Annotated in this window: 20 protein-coding genes; 4 read left to right on the top strand and 16 right to left on the bottom strand. The window is 32.4% G+C overall.

Annotated elements, in window-relative coordinates; translation table 11 throughout:
- Positions 1-22 precede the first annotated feature (22 nt).
- Positions 23-550, bottom strand: coding sequence for a thiol-disulfide oxidoreductase ResA (resA, locus tag ACX6U0_RS15905; protein ID WP_464960864.1), 528 nt, complete (start codon positions 548-550; stop codon positions 23-25).
- 153 nt (positions 551-703) lie between these two features.
- Positions 704-1,432 carry a 23S rRNA pseudouridine(2605) synthase RluB gene (rluB, locus tag ACX6U0_RS15900; RefSeq protein ID WP_464960863.1) on the bottom strand — a complete coding sequence of 243 codons (729 nt, stop codon included), beginning with the start codon at positions 1,430-1,432 and terminating at the stop codon, positions 704-706.
- A gap of 321 nt (positions 1,433-1,753) precedes the next feature.
- Between rluB and ACX6U0_RS15895 the strand changes: the two genes are divergently transcribed.
- Both ACX6U0_RS15895 and ACX6U0_RS15890 read left to right on the top strand, forming a co-directional pair.
- A complete protein-coding gene (locus ACX6U0_RS15895) occupies positions 1,754-2,032 on the top strand; it encodes a hypothetical protein (RefSeq protein WP_464960862.1) in 279 nt (92 codons plus the stop codon).
- A 66-nt stretch (positions 2,033-2,098) separates the two neighbouring features.
- The gene (locus tag ACX6U0_RS15890) at positions 2,099-2,371 is read left to right on the top strand and encodes a hypothetical protein (protein WP_464960861.1); all 273 of its coding nucleotides are present in this window, start codon (positions 2,099-2,101) and stop codon (positions 2,369-2,371) included.
- 130 nt (positions 2,372-2,501) lie between these two features.
- On the opposite strand, the gene ACX6U0_RS15885 is transcribed toward ACX6U0_RS15890, so the two are convergent.
- The 13 genes from ACX6U0_RS15885 to ACX6U0_RS15825 form a co-directional block, all read right to left on the bottom strand.
- Positions 2,502-2,975: an S-ribosylhomocysteine lyase gene (locus ACX6U0_RS15885; RefSeq protein ID WP_464960860.1), complete on the bottom strand. Its 474-nt coding sequence runs from the start codon at positions 2,973-2,975 to the stop codon at positions 2,502-2,504.
- 25 nt (positions 2,976-3,000) lie between these two features.
- On the bottom strand, positions 3,001-3,642 hold the full coding sequence (locus ACX6U0_RS15880) for a class I SAM-dependent methyltransferase (RefSeq protein ID WP_464960859.1): 642 nt from the start codon (positions 3,640-3,642) through the stop codon (positions 3,001-3,003).
- Complete coding sequence (locus tag ACX6U0_RS15875) at positions 3,643-4,797, bottom strand: bifunctional cystathionine gamma-lyase/homocysteine desulfhydrase (protein ID WP_464960858.1); 1,155 nt, start codon at positions 4,795-4,797, stop codon at positions 3,643-3,645. It lies immediately after the preceding gene.
- Positions 4,794-5,720: a PLP-dependent cysteine synthase family protein gene (locus ACX6U0_RS15870; protein WP_464960857.1), complete on the bottom strand. Its 927-nt coding sequence runs from the start codon at positions 5,718-5,720 to the stop codon at positions 4,794-4,796. Before ACX6U0_RS15870 ends, ACX6U0_RS15875 begins: the two co-directional genes overlap by 4 nt.
- Positions 5,721-5,904: 184 nt before the next feature.
- Positions 5,905-6,435 (bottom strand): spore maturation protein, encoded by a 531-nt coding sequence (locus ACX6U0_RS15865; protein WP_464960856.1) that lies wholly within the window; start codon positions 6,433-6,435, stop codon positions 5,905-5,907.
- A complete protein-coding gene (locus tag ACX6U0_RS15860) occupies positions 6,436-7,029 on the bottom strand; it encodes a nucleoside recognition domain-containing protein (protein ID WP_464960855.1) in 594 nt (197 codons plus the stop codon). It lies immediately after the preceding gene.
- Positions 7,022-8,167 carry a D-alanyl-D-alanine carboxypeptidase family protein gene (locus ACX6U0_RS15855; RefSeq protein ID WP_464960854.1) on the bottom strand — a complete coding sequence of 382 codons (1,146 nt, stop codon included), beginning with the start codon at positions 8,165-8,167 and terminating at the stop codon, positions 7,022-7,024. The genes ACX6U0_RS15860 and ACX6U0_RS15855 overlap by 8 nt, the downstream gene beginning before the upstream one ends.
- Before the next feature lie 266 nt (positions 8,168-8,433).
- Positions 8,434-9,357, bottom strand: a complete 924-nt coding sequence (locus ACX6U0_RS15850; protein WP_464960853.1) for a superoxide dismutase — start codon at positions 9,355-9,357, stop codon at positions 8,434-8,436.
- 108 nt (positions 9,358-9,465) lie between these two features.
- Complete coding sequence (locus ACX6U0_RS15845) at positions 9,466-10,446, bottom strand: aromatic acid exporter family protein (RefSeq protein ID WP_464960852.1); 981 nt, start codon at positions 10,444-10,446, stop codon at positions 9,466-9,468.
- Between the two features lie 123 nt (positions 10,447-10,569).
- Complete coding sequence (locus tag ACX6U0_RS15840) at positions 10,570-11,064, bottom strand: DUF3907 family protein (protein ID WP_464960851.1); 495 nt, start codon at positions 11,062-11,064, stop codon at positions 10,570-10,572.
- 18 nt (positions 11,065-11,082) lie between these two features.
- Positions 11,083-11,481: a hypothetical protein gene (locus ACX6U0_RS15835; RefSeq protein ID WP_464960850.1), complete on the bottom strand. Its 399-nt coding sequence runs from the start codon at positions 11,479-11,481 to the stop codon at positions 11,083-11,085.
- A 73-nt stretch (positions 11,482-11,554) separates the two neighbouring features.
- Positions 11,555-12,136, bottom strand: a complete 582-nt coding sequence (scpB, locus tag ACX6U0_RS15830) for an SMC-Scp complex subunit ScpB (RefSeq protein ID WP_464960849.1) — start codon at positions 12,134-12,136, stop codon at positions 11,555-11,557.
- Positions 12,136-12,906, bottom strand: a complete 771-nt coding sequence (locus tag ACX6U0_RS15825) for a segregation/condensation protein A (RefSeq protein WP_464960848.1) — start codon at positions 12,904-12,906, stop codon at positions 12,136-12,138. Before ACX6U0_RS15825 ends, scpB begins: the two co-directional genes overlap by 1 nt.
- 423 nt (positions 12,907-13,329) lie before the next feature.
- Between ACX6U0_RS15825 and ACX6U0_RS15820 the strand changes: the two genes are divergently transcribed.
- Both ACX6U0_RS15820 and ACX6U0_RS15815 read left to right on the top strand, forming a co-directional pair.
- Positions 13,330-13,440 (top strand): YjcZ family sporulation protein, encoded by a 111-nt coding sequence (locus ACX6U0_RS15820; protein ID WP_464960847.1) that lies wholly within the window; start codon positions 13,330-13,332, stop codon positions 13,438-13,440.
- A gap of 105 nt (positions 13,441-13,545) precedes the next feature.
- Positions 13,546-14,049 carry a DUF309 domain-containing protein gene (locus ACX6U0_RS15815; RefSeq protein ID WP_464960846.1) on the top strand — a complete coding sequence of 168 codons (504 nt, stop codon included), beginning with the start codon at positions 13,546-13,548 and terminating at the stop codon, positions 14,047-14,049.
- A 44-nt stretch (positions 14,050-14,093) separates the two neighbouring features.
- On the opposite strand, the gene ACX6U0_RS15810 is transcribed toward ACX6U0_RS15815, so the two are convergent.
- Positions 14,094-14,453, bottom strand: a complete 360-nt coding sequence (locus tag ACX6U0_RS15810) for a GNAT family N-acetyltransferase (protein WP_464960845.1) — start codon at positions 14,451-14,453, stop codon at positions 14,094-14,096.
- Positions 14,454-14,849 lie beyond the last annotated feature (396 nt).

Genomic DNA, 14,849 nt, shown 5'->3' with positions numbered 1-14,849 from the left:
TCCCCTAACTCATTTTACAGCATCATTTTGGTAATATTTCTTTAATATAATTTTCAAAAGAAGTTGATGTCATTTGACCAGTCACAATTCTTTTTACTTTTCCATCAGGACTTACAAAAAATGTAGTCGGTAATGGATTCACACCATAAATGTTTAAAATTTCTTGATCTTTATCAATCGCAATCGGGAATGTAAGTTTATAATCGCTTACAAATTTTTTCACGGAAAACTCTGACTCATCTGCATTTAATGCAAATAATTCAATGCCTTGATCTTTATACTTTTGATATAACTCATTCATAAAAGGCATTTCACGTTTACAAGGCTCACACCAAGTACCCCAAAAGTTAATGATAACACCTTTTCCTTTCTGCTCAGAAAGTGTAAATTTTTCTTCAGAATTTAGTTCAGTTAAAGCAAAGTTAGGTGCAGTACTCCCTTTACTTACCACTTCATCCTCTTTGAAGAAATTTATGTAAAAAGTATATCCGATTGCAGCTACCATAATTAAAAGGATTAGTGTACGAATTAACGTTCTATTTTTTTTCATATAAGCAGTTCCTCCCATATGTAAGAATATCATTATTTCCTATTCTTGAATAGAAATATGAAGGTATCAGCTAAAAGACTAAATATTCTAACATCTATTTATCACGATCGTTTTCACGACAAGAAAAAACTCGGCATTGGCCGAGTCTTTTTATTAACGAGGCTTTGCTGAAGCCATCGCTCTTAATTGTTTTACCTCATGTGGTGATAACTCCCTTGCATCACCAGCAGTTAATCCAGATAAATCTAAGAACGCATAACGTTCACGTTTTAACTTCATTACAGGAGTTCCGATCGCCTCAAGCATTCTTTTTACTTGACGGTTTCTACCTTCATGAATGACCAATCTAATGATTGCAGTATTTTTCTTCTTATCAAGTGAAATCATTTTTACCCCGGCTGGAGCTGTTTTTCCATCTTCAAGTACAATTCCACGTTCTAATTTACGCAACTGCTCTTTTGTTGGGATCCCTTTTACTTTAGCAATATACTCTTTATCAATTTCATACTTTGGATGCTGTAGTAAATTCGAGAATTCACCATCATTCGTTAAAAGAATAATTCCTGATGTATCATAATCTAATCTGCCAATTGGAAAAATTCTTTGCGGAATCATAGGAAAGAAATCCGTTACGACTTTTCTTCCTTTGTCATCAGACACACTAGAAATGACACCTGATGGTTTATATAAAATAAAGTATACTGGTTCTTCTTTGTCGATAGGAACTTCATCCACTTCAACTTTATCGTTACTAGTAACCTTTACACCAAGTTCAGTAACAATTTGACCATTTACTTTTACTTTTCCTTCTTTAATTAATTCTTCTGCTTTACGTCGAGAAGCAATCCCGGCTCTAGCAATAACCTTCTGCAATCTTTCCATTCGCTCAATTCACCTCTTCAACCATCATACAGATTTATACGGCTGAATACAAGTTGAAAGTGGAAAAAGCTCATCCTAACACTTTAGGGAATCACTTCAAGTCATTAAACATTGTTTTGTACTATATAAAACAAGCATGTCAGGGATTTTATAAATAAACTAATTTTGAATCAGGTTATCTAAAAAGCTTTGTTTCAACTTAGCCATCCGCGATATTTTACTAAAGAATTCAAAGGTCAGTTTTTCAAATCTATCACTTTACGAATATTTTATGAAAGAACACATATAATTTACTAGATTTGCAGAAATGAGGTATTCAAAATGAATTTAACATTAAAACACCCATCAGCATTTGATCGATCAAAGGTCATTTCCCCTGGTAGTGTTCTAATCACTAAGAAGCATGAAACAGTTTATATGCTTGTATATGAGGAGAATGAAGAGGAATATCCTTATGTACTTGTTTCATTGTCAGATGCTAGATTAGTTCAAAATTACGATATTATGCCTACTTTAGGTGATATAGAAGATTGGATCGGCGAGATTACAATGGTTACTCAGAAAAACAAACTCTCCATAACTATTCAAGCAAATTACTAATTAAAAGTTTATTCAAACAATAAGCTGTCAATACTATATTTATTAACTTAAAAAGGAGAAAACAATATGAATTATTCTTTTAATCCATCCATAAAATATAATTCAGTTGGATCGTTTAAATTAGGCGATGTATTTTTTACTTCTCATAAACCTTCGAAAGCATACAAGCTAATCTATGACTCTACAGAAACTAATTATCCTTATATCTTATTATGTTTAGATGATGCAATTTCAATCCAAAGTTTTGATGAAATACCTACGATTGAAGATATTGAAGATAATATTGGTGAAATCAAGTTTACAGTTCCCAAAGAAAAATTACTGCTTGTTATTAATTAATAACAAACGAAAGTAAAAAACGCCATCAAGAAACTATCTCTTAAATGTTAGTTATGACCAACATTTATTAGAGTAGTTCAAATCTGATGACGTTTTATTTAGTTTTTTTTTACATTCTTATATTCTTATATTATGCAAAGACGCTTGCTAATTTTTCGTCTGTTTGTTCGCTCCAATATTTCAACCACTTTTTAGCGCCTTCAAGATCATGAAGTTTCGCTTGACCACATTGAAGTTCATTTGCTGCTGGTACTTCTTCAACTTGAATTCCTAATTCAGCTGTTTTACGTAATAAAGCAATCACGTCTGAAATTGATGGTTCCCCAGCGATAATTAAATAGAAGCCTGTTTGGCAACCCATAGGTGATAAATCGATAATTTTGAATGGTTCGCCTGCTGGTACCGCTTCTCTAACGTTTAATGCTAATAAATGCTCTAATGTATGAATTGTTGCAGGTTGTAATGCCTGTTTGTTAGGTTGGCAAAAACGAATATCATATTTCGTTACGACACCATCTGAACCAACTTGGTGCGTCCCACAATGTCTAATATACGGTGCTACTACTTTTGTATGATCTAATTCAAAACTTTCTACTGATGGCATATTGATATCCTCCTAAAAAATCTCTCTATTGTTTTGTTGCTTCTACAATCCATACAAAATCATTAAATTGTTGGAAACTGACTGAAAATCCATTTTTTTCAAAATGAGATCGAATAACTGGTATTAATGGGTAATACTCTCTTTTCAAATCATCTCTTAAATCGATGAAATTGGCTTGATCTGCCTTTGTAATTTCATTTTGAAAAGCTTCCTCTGATTGGAACATTGTATCTGCAAAAATAATTTTACCGTTAACTGGTAATAGTGAATGATATAGTTTAATAGCTTCATATTTTTCATCATCTGTTAAATGATGAAATACGTAAGAACTTACAATTGTATCAATTTGTTGAGTTGGCTTTGGAAAATCAATTAAATCCCCATCATGAATGACAACATTTTCACCTAATTTTTTAGATGCGATTAGTCTCATTTCTGGAGATGGTTCAATCGGAAATACTTGTTTTTTAGAATCGAGTAAAAGCTTTGTTAAATTACCAGTACCAATTCCAAATTCAAGTACATTTTCTCCACTACGTTTTACAATTTCATCTAATATTTGATCATATCCTCGGAATACTTCTTTATATTCCGCATCGTGTCCTTGAACGAATGAATCATAACTTTCAGCCCAACCTGTGAATACATCTAAAAATTCTCTACCCATTTATCTCACCCTTGATGTTTCAAATATTAATGCCTGTTCTAAATCTTCTTTTAAATCCTCTAAATCCTCAAGTCCTATTGATAAACGAATTAGTTCATCAGAGATACCAGATGCTAATCGTTTTTCTCTAGGAATCGAAGCATGAGTCATTTTTGAAGGAATTCCTACAAGACTTTCTACTGCTCCTAAGCTTTCAGCTAATGTAAACCATTTTAATTTCCCTACGAATACTTCAGGATCTAAACCTTCTTGTAATTCAAATGATAACATTCCACCAAAACCACTACTTTGTTGTTTTGCTAACTCATGATTTGGATGTGTATCTAAACCTGGATAAAATACTTTATTAACATTTGGATGTGCACTTAATAATTTTGCAATTTCATGAGTATTTCTTTCATGCTCTTCCATTCTAATACCTAACGTTTTAATACCACGTTGTAATAACCAGCTGTCATTTGGACCAAGGACGCCTCCGATTGAATTTTGATAAAATCCAATTTCTTCAGCAAGTTCTACGTTATTTGTCACAACAATACCTGCTACAACATCACTATGGCCACCTAAATATTTCGTTCCACTATGAACGACAATATCAGCTCCAAGTGTTAATGGCTGTTGCCAGTATGGTGTTGCAAATGTGTTATCTACAACAGTTAATACATTATATTCTTTTGCAAGTTTTGATACACCTTTGATATCTGTAATTTTTAACAATGGGTTACTTGGTGATTCAATAAAGATTGCTTTCGTGTTCGGCGAAATAACTTCTTCAACTAGTGCTAAGTTACTTGTATCTACAAATGTTGCTGTAATGCCTAAATTTGATAATACTTTTGTTAATAAGCGATACGTACCACCATATACATCATCACCAACAACAATATGATCACCCGTTTTAAACAAACTAAATACCGTGTGAATTGCCGCCATACCTGAAGCAAATGCAAATCCTGCTACTCCGTGTTCAATATCTTTCATCAATTCTTCAAGCGCATGACGTGTTGGATTGCCTGTTCTGGAATATTCAAAGCCTCTATGCTTACCAACAGCATCTTGCTTATACGTACTCGTTTGATAAATTGGAACACTAACTGCACCTGTTGCTTCATCTCTACTGATTCCTCCATGAATTAACGCTGTCTTTTTCTTCATATTATTCCTCCGCTATATATGTTTTTACTTAAGTATCTTTCACTGCTATCTGGAAAAATTGTTACAATCGTACTTCCCGGTTCAGCTTTTTTTGCTTCCTGTAAACTTGCATAAAGTGCTGCTCCAGAAGAGCTTCCTACGAGTAACCCTTCTTTTCTTGCAATTTCTTTTACTAAATGAAACGCATCTTTATCTAAAACCGTATAGATTTCATCAAATAAATTCGTATCTACAAAGCCTGGAATGAATTCCATTCCTATACCTTCTGTTTCGTGAGAACCGGGCTCGCCTCCATTTAATATAGAACCTTCTGGCTCAACGATGACAGTTTTTACTTTCTTACATTTTTCTTTTAAATACTGGGCTGTTCCAGTAAACGTTCCACCACTACCAGCACCAGCGACGAAAACATCTATTTTGCCTTCCAATTGTTCAACAAGTTCAGGCGCTAACGTTTTATAATAAGTTCTAGGATTTGCTTCATTACTAAATTGAGAAGGTACAAAAGAATTTGGTATTTCTTTTGATAATTCATTTGCTTTTTTTATTGCACCAGTCATACCTTCTGAAGTTGGAGTGTTCACAATTTTTGCGCCAAGCGCTCTCATTAAAGTTTGTTTTTCCAAGCTGAACTTCTCAGGTACAACGAAAATAACATTTACTTCATACTTTAGCGCTGCTAATGCTAAACCAATCCCAGTATTTCCAGCAGTTGGTTCAATTACTGTGCCTTCTTTTTTTAACTTTCCCTCTTTAAACGCACTTTCTAGTAATTCCATCCCTAGTCTATCTTTTACACTTCCACCAGGATTACAATATTCTAGTTTTGCAAATAATCTCGTGCCATTTGGTAATGGAAAAGATGTAATTTCAAGTAATGGTGTTGATCCAATCAGTTCATGTACTGACTTTACAACTTTCATATTTTCAAGCTCCTTTATGCCACAAAAAAAGGTTAGTTTCTTCCAATCCATTATATGCAACATGGGTAAAATTGAACGTTGTCTTAATACCAACTATTCTTATTGGTATTATAAGATATTTATTTTTATCACGCAATAAAAAAGTACTTTTATACCTCGTAAAGGGAATAAAAGTACTTCTCAATTAAGCAAAGAATATCGTTACAAATACGATAGAAAAAATTATGCTAAGTGCATCTGCTAGTAAGCCAACCTTTAAAGCATCACCCATTTTTCGAATTCCAACAGCACCAAAATAAACCGTTAAAACATATAAAGTTGTATCAGTACTACCTTGCATTGTAGAAGCAAGTCGTCCGATAAATGAATCTGGCCCATACGTTTTAATTAGATCAGCTGTAATACTTAAACCTGCGGAACCAGATATTGGTCGAATAATCGCAAGAGGAAACACTTCTGCTGGTATACCAAGAGAGGCTAGTAAAGGGCGGAGAAGTTCAACACAAAATTCTAAGGCACCAGAAGCTCTAAATATTGATATTGAAACTAACATACCTACTAAAAACGGAATTAATTGAACTGCAATAGTAACCCCTTCTTTTCCACCTTCTACAAATGATTCGTATGTAGGAACCTTTTTCAATGTTCCATGTATTAAGATGACTGCAATGATAAAGGGAATGATATATAGCGAGATAGTATTCATAACTCCCATTTATCTTCTCCCCTTCCGATTACGTCTATTTGCAAAAAAGCTGTTAATCAATAAACCACCAATAAATGAAACAACTTGAGCCAGAATCGTAACACCAACGATTTCTGTCGGATTAGCTGAATGATAAGACATTCTAATTCCGATAACAGTAGTTGGGATTAATGTAATGGCACATGTATTTAGTGTGAGAAATGTAATCATATCATCACTTGCTTCTTGGCTATTTTTATTTAATACCTTTAATTGCTCCATTGCTTTAATACCAAGCGGAGTAGCAGCGTTACCTAGACCAAATAAATTCGCAACCATATTTGACATAATATACCCAAGGGCTGGGTGATCTTTTGGAATTCTAGGAAACAGGAACGTTAGAAATGGCTGAAATAACTTCGATAAAATTTTTAATAATCCTGATTCTTCTGCTATTCTCATTAATCCTAACCAAAACACAAGCACACTTACTAAACCAATACAGATGGTGATAGCTTGTTTTCCTCCATCAAACACCGCTTTGTTAACTTCCTCAATTGTCCCATTTACCATCGCAAATACAAATCCAACAATCGTAAGAGCAACCCAAATGATATTAACCATTTGAGTGCTCTCCCATTAAGTTTAGTAACACTTCTTTACTTTGTTCAAAAACCTCTTTTGTAAAAACCTTGACCTTACTTTTACTATAAAATATATTTCTAGTTCCTAATTGTTCACCCTCTAATTCTATAATCGCTTTACCGACAATTTCATCATTCTCAAATCGTTTATCTGTTGGTTTTTCCAATTCAATCGTTACAGTAACTTGTTCCTTCTCTTTTTCATCTAAAGGATAAAAGAAATCATTTTTCAAATAAACATGACCTTTATACAGCTTATTCTTAACTTCTCTAATGCCACCTTTATTCAATACTTTCGTTAAAGGGTAATGATCAAATCCGTATTCAAAGAGTGCCATATGGTCTTGCCAATCTTTACCATCATCTAACGTAACAACGATTAAATCCATTCCGTTTTTCGATGCAGTTGACACGAGGGTTCTTCTAGCTTTCTTTGTGAATCCTGTTTTCCCGCCTGTACTATACTTGTACATAAATGTCAGTAACTTATTTTTATTTTTCCATACATAATCCCAAGACTCGGCTGTATTTTTTGCTCTATGAATTTTTGTTCCAGCTATTTTTGCATAATTTGGATTTTCCATTGCGTATTTGGTAAGAAGTGCCATATCATAAGCTGAAGAATAATGTTCCTTCCCATTTTCATCTAAGCCAGATGGATTACTAAAAAAAGAATTGCTCATTCCAATTTCTTTCGCTTTTTCGTTCATCATATAAACAAAACCTTCGATACTGCCCCCTACCGCTTCTGCTATAGCATTTGCAGCATCATTACCTGACCTAAGCATTAAACCATATACTAAATCTTCAAGTTTAATTTTCTGACCTGGTTTTAAATAAATAGAAGATCCTTCAGTACGTACAGCTCTCGAACTAATCGTAACTGTATTTTGAAGTTTCCCTGACTCTACAGCTAATATTGCTGTCATAATTTTTGTGATACTCGCAATTCGTTCAGGGTCATGCATTGACTTTCCATATAAGATTCTTCCCGTCTTTTGATCCATTAGCACCGCATTTCTAGCACTAACTCCTCCAAATGCTTTTACGTTATTCGTTGGAATTATTATTCCAATAAGAAATAAGCTAATGATTCCTAATATTAGCCATTTTTTCATTTTCGCATCACTCCACAGTTAGTCCTAATTAGTACAAGTTTACGAATTGAAAGATAAAAAAATGACTTTTTTTTAAAAGAAAAATGCCGAATACATTTCCTTAAAAGGTAAAATGTATCCGGCATATTTCATTTTTATTAAAATATGATCATATTTATTGCTGACATTTAGGTAAATGTTCGACTGAGCAGCTCACCACATGCCCCATGGAAAGCGTGCATCCTGGAGTGGAATACAACACACATCTCTTTACATGTAACATTTTCTTAATAAAATGGCTTCCATTTTAATTGGCTTGCATATTCATATCTGTAATTCACATCATCCCAGTTTACAATGTTCCAAAAATTATCAACATATGAGTCTTTATCAAATTTATATTGAAGATAATAGGCATGTTCCCAAACATCTAATACAAGTAAAGGTATTGTATCCCATTGTGTAAAAAATTGATGTTTTTCAGTTTGCAAAATTTCGAGTCGATTTGCTCTTGGAACCCATACTAAAATAGCCCAACCTACACCTTCAACTTTTTTAGCTGCTTGTGTAAAGTGCTCTTTAAAATCCTCATAACTTCCAAAATCATCTTCAATTTGTTTTAACAGCTCAGCTTGAGGCTTACCCCCACCTGCTTTACTTAAATTGTTCCAAAAAATAGTGTGTAAATAATGACCCGAACCATGAAATGCTAATTCCCGCTCCCAATGCTTTAAAAGATCATATTGATTATTCTTTCTCGCTTTTTCCAGTTCTATTTCTGCCTTATTTAAACCGTCTACGTAGCTTTTATGATGCTTATCATGATGAAGAATCATAATTTCTTTTGAAATATATGGTTCTAATGCATTATACGGATAAGGCAGTGGAGGTAATTCATGTTTACCAATTTCGATTTTTTCTTCCACTTCCATAACTCGATATGCATAACTATCATCATATTCTTCTTCATTTAATAATGAAATTAATCTTTCTTGAATATCGTCTACATCCATTGAGATTTCATCTAGAAATGAATTTTGGTCCACATAATAACTCGTTGTACCCATTCGGTTTAGTAATAATTGTACTTTATATTCTAATAGTTCCTTTTCCTGTAGTTGATCAAATCTTTCTGCAAGTAATTGCAAGACATTTCCACACCAATCCTCAACTTCTTGAAAGTAAGTTATAAGTTCAGATTGATTTACCATATTCCACCTCCACAGAGAAAATTCATTCTCTTCTACTTTCAATTGTATGATGGTTATGATAACGGTATTACCGGTAAGAAATATCGACTTATGATTAGAATGACTATTTTATTCTGTCTCGAGTACGGTACGATGTTCAGCATAGAACTCCAGTTTTAAAGTAATGACTTTTTCAAGCTCGTAAACAACCTTCATTAAATTTGCTCTTGTTTCAAACTCATCTCTAGTTTTAGGTAAAGGCATTCTTTTGAATTCTTGCATCATATGATTAAATTCTCCTAATAATTCAATACCTGTTGACTTTTCCTTCAAATAAACACCAGTATCCTCAAAAAATTCTGCAATTATTTTTGAATGCTCGAAGTTTATATCAATTTGTTTTAAGATTGGAATGATGTGATTCGTTATGATTTCAAATTGTCTTTCTCGCATTTCAAAATAGGTTAAGTAATATACATTTGTTTTAATAAAACTATTTTCAACTTGCCTAAATGCTAATGATTTTGCTTTTTGTAATAAGTTATTTGTTTCAATTATGTATTCTTCTAAATCCTCATCTTTACCCTTCATTTTTAATGAAATTCCTAACAATAACATTTTAAAATTTTGTTCAATTTTCTTTTGTGTCTCAACCATTTTCTTTTCAATACTTGGCATATATGTATTCATAATCAGTGCAATTCCAATTCCGATTGCAAGAATCAATACTTGATTATATAAAAAGCCAATTGACTTATCAGTACTGACATAAATTTGCAGTACAATGACCGAACTAGGGATGATACCTTCTTGAAGCTTTAATGTAACTAATAAAGGGATTGTTAATAAGAAATATATAACAACTGTTAGAGGATGATAACTTAAATATTCAAATAACATCCAACCAAAAAACATTGCGATAACTGAAGCTATAAATCTTTGAATTGCTACAAAAAATGATTTTCGCTTTGTATTTTGAATACTTAATAAAGTGACGACAGCAGCTGTACTATAATTTTGCAAATGCAATGCTTCTGCGATTATGAGTGATATCCCGCTTCCAATTGCGGTTTTGATTGTTCGTTGTCCTATTGAAAACATAGATTTCATTTTTCTTCCTCTTCTCATTCAAAACAATTTCTAAAGTATTGTAACGTAACTGATAAGAAAAAGACTAGAAATTTACTCTAGTCTTTTTCTTTTATATATATTTTACAATTTATGAATGAATCATTACTGTTTATATTGTTGCATCTTTTTCGTTGTATAATCAGTTTCATAATACTCAAGTTCTTCTCTCATTTGTTGAAAAACTTTTTCTAATTTTGTAAACAATGCTTGAATCGAATGGGGTACTTCTTTATAAAAAGTAATCGCCTGATTTCCTGTATATGCAGCACGACTATTTTCAAACCATGCATCATTCTTTGGAGAGAAAAACTCCGCAATACATCTGTGATAAATTTTATGTAATGTTTCTTCTGCAGTTGCCTTATGGAACCCACCACTTAAAATCTTTTCACAAACCTCTCTTGCATCCTCACTATAAACCGAAATTCTGCGTAATGATGTAAGAATACTTTCCATATACGCTTGATTTATTGATGAATTTTCCTGTTGAAATGATGGTAAAGAATGTTTATTTAAAAACATATTACACTCTAATCCCACAATACCTAATTGATGACCAACTATTTTTAATTGATGCTCTACCATCTTATTCGACATTGTATTCCCTCCATAAAATTAGATCGTTACTTCAACTCTTTTACTTGTACTTTGTTTAATTCCTCTTGCATATCCAACTAATTGTTCAAAATCTACACCTTTAAGCTCGTTAACGAACTCATTTATTTCATTTATATAAATTCGTTTACGACCACGAAAAGATGGATTATTAATAATGAAAGCAAGTGCAACTAAATCGCGGAAATAAATTGACTCTTCTCCATTATCATAAAGTACAGTTGTTTTCACTTCACTCATTTCTGGAAGCTGATCTTCAAAAAATCTTACATATAGTACTGAAGTTACATATTTTTGACCATTATATTCATATTCAACTTCAGAACGATTAAAAAAGTCTTCTGAAGTGTTTGACTGAGCTTTTACTAATTCATATCCATGACAATTATAAATATACAATTCTTTCACCCTCCAAAGATTTCCATAGTTTTAGTGTAACATAGGATAGATAGATAATTGCAGAATTTTTTAACTAATCTTCTTTTTCAAATTTACTAAAAAATAAATCAGCTTCTTCCTCAATTTCTTCCATTTTTAAATCCTGTGGTAGTGGTGGTAGTTCTTTAATGTTTTTTAAACCAAAATAATCTAAGAACTCAGATGTAGTTCCATATAAAATAGCTCGTCCAGTACCTTCAGCACGACCGACTTCTTTAATCAAATATTTTGAGACGAGTGTTTGAATCGGTTTTTCCGTTTTTACGCCACGTATATCTTCAATTTCTGTACGAGTAATCGGCTGTTGATACGCAACAATTGCCAATGTTTCAAGTGCTGCTTGAGATAAAGATGAATTTGATGGGCTTTCAATTAGCTTTTTAAAAAATTCTCCATGCTCTCTTTTTGATGTTAGTTTATAGCGATTGGCTAATATTCTTACCTGTAATCCTCTTGTTGACTTTTCATATTCTGACTTTAAATTCTCAATTAATTCTAACACTTCAGTTTGAGTGCATTCTAATGTATCCGATAATTCTAAAATTGAAATCCCTTCATCTCCAGCTACGAATAATAGGCCCTCAAGTACACCTATTAATTTTTGTTCATTCTCCATTACGAGTACACCTCATCTTGCTTTTTTTCGAATATTTCTCGTGAAGTTAGAAAAATTTCCGAAAAATTTTGTTCTTGCTCAACAATAATTTCTTTTGTTTTCATTAACTCTAAAATTGCTAAAAATGTAACAACTATACTTTCCTTGTCATGATATGGGAATAAACTAATAAAATTAGTCCGTTTCTTAAGTTGTTTTAAATAGTCAACTATTTCACCCATTCTTTTTTCAATAGAAATTTCTTCTCGGACGATCTTGGTTTGCAATGGTTCTTGAAGTTTTTTACGTTTAAACAGCTTTTGCAATGCACCTAACATATCATAAATCGTTACATCAGTTGGCATTGTAATATCCTCAGGTCCTGGGCCATACTCAGATAAGTCAGTAGGATTACGCGTAAAAATCATTGCACGCTCAGATTCTCTATCCTGAAAAACGTTTGCTGCTTCCTTAAATTGTTTATATACTAACAATCGATTCATTAATTCTTCTCTTGGATCTTCTTCAAAAACAGCATCCCAGTCAGCTTGTTCTTCATGGTTAGGGAGGATACTTTTACTCTTCATTGCTAACAACTCAGCAGCCATTACTAAATATTCACTTGCAATATCTAACTCTAATTCTTTCATTGTATGAATATATAAAACGTATTGATCGGTAATTTCTGATACAGGTATATCATATATATCAATTTCAAAACGTTGAATTAAATGAAGTAATAAATCCAACGGTCCTTCAAATGCATCAATTTTAACTTCATATTGCTTCACAAACTTTTCACCAACTTACTAATATGATTGCTTTGGTTAAACATGATTGTTGATTTCCACTATAAGTAGCTACTTTTTATATAAGTACGGTTAGCCTCTTTATGACATACGTCGATATATTCTGTCATGTCCCGTTTCTTTTACAAAAGACTAACACCTCTCGTATCAATCAACTTCTTATTTTATCGTTTATTTATTTTCATTTTTTTACTTATTAATAATAAACAGTAACAAAGCCTTTTTTAAAATTATATTCTTTAACAGTATAAAGGATAATTGAACAAAACTGTATAGTGAAAAGGATTTTTTAGATTTGAAATCACTTTTGTTTAAAAAATCTTTAGATATTCGCCTATACCATTTTTATATAAATTCATAATATATAAATGCAAGAAGAATTATTTGCAGTAAGGAGGGTTAATCATGAGTAGAGGCGGCAATATTTCTCCAGATTTCAGACATGGTAATAGCTTTGCTTTAATTGTAGTATTATTTATCTTATTAATCATCGTAGGATGTGCTTTTATCTGTTAGTTTAACTTGTGAATAAAGAAAATGTGAAAGCCTAGAAATTGTTCTGGGCTTTCTTCTTTTTTATCACTTTTTCTGTTACATTTATTATCAAAGAGGTGAAGAAGGTTGGTACATTACAATCAAAACGAACGCTACATAAAATATTTATGTCATTTCCATTATGACCATGATTTCTTTGAATGCCATGAAGTTCTTGAAGAACAATGGAAACTAGAGCTCAATAATGAATACAAAAAAGTATGGTTAGGTCTCATCCGACTAGCTGTTGTGCTATATCACTATCGTAGGGGGAATTATGCCGGTGCGAAAAAATTAATGCGTCATGTTCATGCATATGCAAATGACCCTACACTTACTAAAATGGCCGGACTTGATCATGAGACCTTTAAAGAAATAGTAAATAATTTACAATCTGATATAAACGACCACAAACAATACAAACACTTTCAATTGCCAATCAAGGATCAAACATTATATCAACGATTTATTAAACAAAAACATAACTATACTTCATTCACTGAGGATTTGATTCACAAACATAGTACAAGGGACAGATCAGATGTAATTTCTGAGCGAAATAAGCAACTTGAAATAAGAAAAAATCAATGATTAAAAAACAAAAAAGTGTTCGACAATGATGTCGAACACTTTTTCTATAAAACTTTCAAACTAATTTTACAATGTTCAATAAATGAAGCTATTTCTTCAGTTGTAATAATCGTATAATCTACATACTGATTTCGGATCGCATCATATAAAGAGGTTGCAATACCTTGATTTCGGAATGAAGGGTTTACACTTAGATGTTTAATCATAAGAACTTTATCTGGTAAAAGTTGAATTCCAATAATTCCAACAATATCGTCTAATTTCCAAAGGAATAAATGATTATCTTCATTTGTTTCATAGTCTTTTATTGTATTAACTAAGCTTTTCACATTCTTTTCATTCGGCATAAACGATAGCAGGCCCATTGCAATTTTTTCATATGTTTTCTTATACCTAATTAACATGTTTACCCCTCTTAAAAATTAATAAAACTCTTAATCTTTCTAATAAAGCATTCAAAATATATGCTTTATTACCTTACTATATTACGAAAAATCTAAAAATACGTTCCATATATATCAATATTTCAAATATATAATTTACACATTTTTCTGTCAAGACCCGAAAAGTGGAAGCGCCTACGTTCTGCCCCGACAAGCATAAGACAAGGACAGATAAAGATTGCTCTTTAATCTTTATTTGGCATTGGCTTATGACCTCGAGGGGCTAGGCGCTGGAACTAGACAAACCGAAAAGTGGAGGCAACTCGCTCTGACCCGACAAGCATAAGACAAAGAACACTGAAAGTTGCTTTTTAACTTTCATGGGTTTTGACTTATGACTCGAGGGTCAAGTTGCCG

This window comes from Gottfriedia sp. ABJ_BB2_2 (genome assembly GCF_055484705.1).
This window is presented reverse-complemented; position numbering and strand designations above follow the sequence as displayed.

What these genes read in the sequence shown, in the direction of transcription:
- ACX6U0_RS15870 (WP_464960857.1), bottom strand. Translation starts at nt 5,720, where the DNA reads ATGAAAGTTGTAAAGTCAGTACATGAACTGATTGGATCAACACCATTA.
- ACX6U0_RS15875 (WP_464960858.1), bottom strand. Translation starts at nt 4,797, where the DNA reads ATGAAGAAAAAGACAGCGTTAATTCATGGAGGAATCAGTAGAGATGAA.
- ACX6U0_RS15855 (WP_464960854.1), bottom strand. Translation starts at nt 8,167, where the DNA reads ATGAAAAAATGGCTAATATTAGGAATCATTAGCTTATTTCTTATTGGA.
- rluB (WP_464960863.1), bottom strand. Translation starts at nt 1,432, where the DNA reads ATGGAAAGATTGCAGAAGGTTATTGCTAGAGCCGGGATTGCTTCTCGA.
- ACX6U0_RS15850 (WP_464960853.1), bottom strand. Translation starts at nt 9,357, where the DNA reads ATGGTAAATCAATCTGAACTTATAACTTACTTTCAAGAAGTTGAGGAT.
- ACX6U0_RS15840 (WP_464960851.1), bottom strand. Translation starts at nt 11,064, where the DNA reads ATGTCGAATAAGATGGTAGAGCATCAATTAAAAATAGTTGGTCATCAA.
- scpB (WP_464960849.1), bottom strand. Translation starts at nt 12,136, where the DNA reads ATGGAGAATGAACAAAAATTAATAGGTGTACTTGAGGGCCTATTATTC.
- ACX6U0_RS15810 (WP_464960845.1), bottom strand. Translation starts at nt 14,453, where the DNA reads ATGTTAATTAGGTATAAGAAAACATATGAAAAAATTGCAATGGGCCTG.
- resA (WP_464960864.1), bottom strand. Translation starts at nt 550, where the DNA reads ATGAAAAAAAATAGAACGTTAATTCGTACACTAATCCTTTTAATTATG.
- ACX6U0_RS15890 (WP_464960861.1), top strand. Translation starts at nt 2,099, where the DNA reads ATGAATTATTCTTTTAATCCATCCATAAAATATAATTCAGTTGGATCG.
- ACX6U0_RS15880 (WP_464960859.1), bottom strand. Translation starts at nt 3,642, where the DNA reads ATGGGTAGAGAATTTTTAGATGTATTCACAGGTTGGGCTGAAAGTTAT.
- ACX6U0_RS15820 (WP_464960847.1), top strand. Translation starts at nt 13,330, where the DNA reads ATGAGTAGAGGCGGCAATATTTCTCCAGATTTCAGACATGGTAATAGC.
- ACX6U0_RS15865 (WP_464960856.1), bottom strand. Translation starts at nt 6,435, where the DNA reads ATGGGAGTTATGAATACTATCTCGCTATATATCATTCCCTTTATCATT.
- ACX6U0_RS15895 (WP_464960862.1), top strand. Translation starts at nt 1,754, where the DNA reads ATGAATTTAACATTAAAACACCCATCAGCATTTGATCGATCAAAGGTC.
- ACX6U0_RS15845 (WP_464960852.1), bottom strand. Translation starts at nt 10,446, where the DNA reads ATGAAATCTATGTTTTCAATAGGACAACGAACAATCAAAACCGCAATT.
- ACX6U0_RS15885 (WP_464960860.1), bottom strand. Translation starts at nt 2,975, where the DNA reads ATGCCATCAGTAGAAAGTTTTGAATTAGATCATACAAAAGTAGTAGCA.
- ACX6U0_RS15860 (WP_464960855.1), bottom strand. Translation starts at nt 7,029, where the DNA reads ATGGTTAATATCATTTGGGTTGCTCTTACGATTGTTGGATTTGTATTT.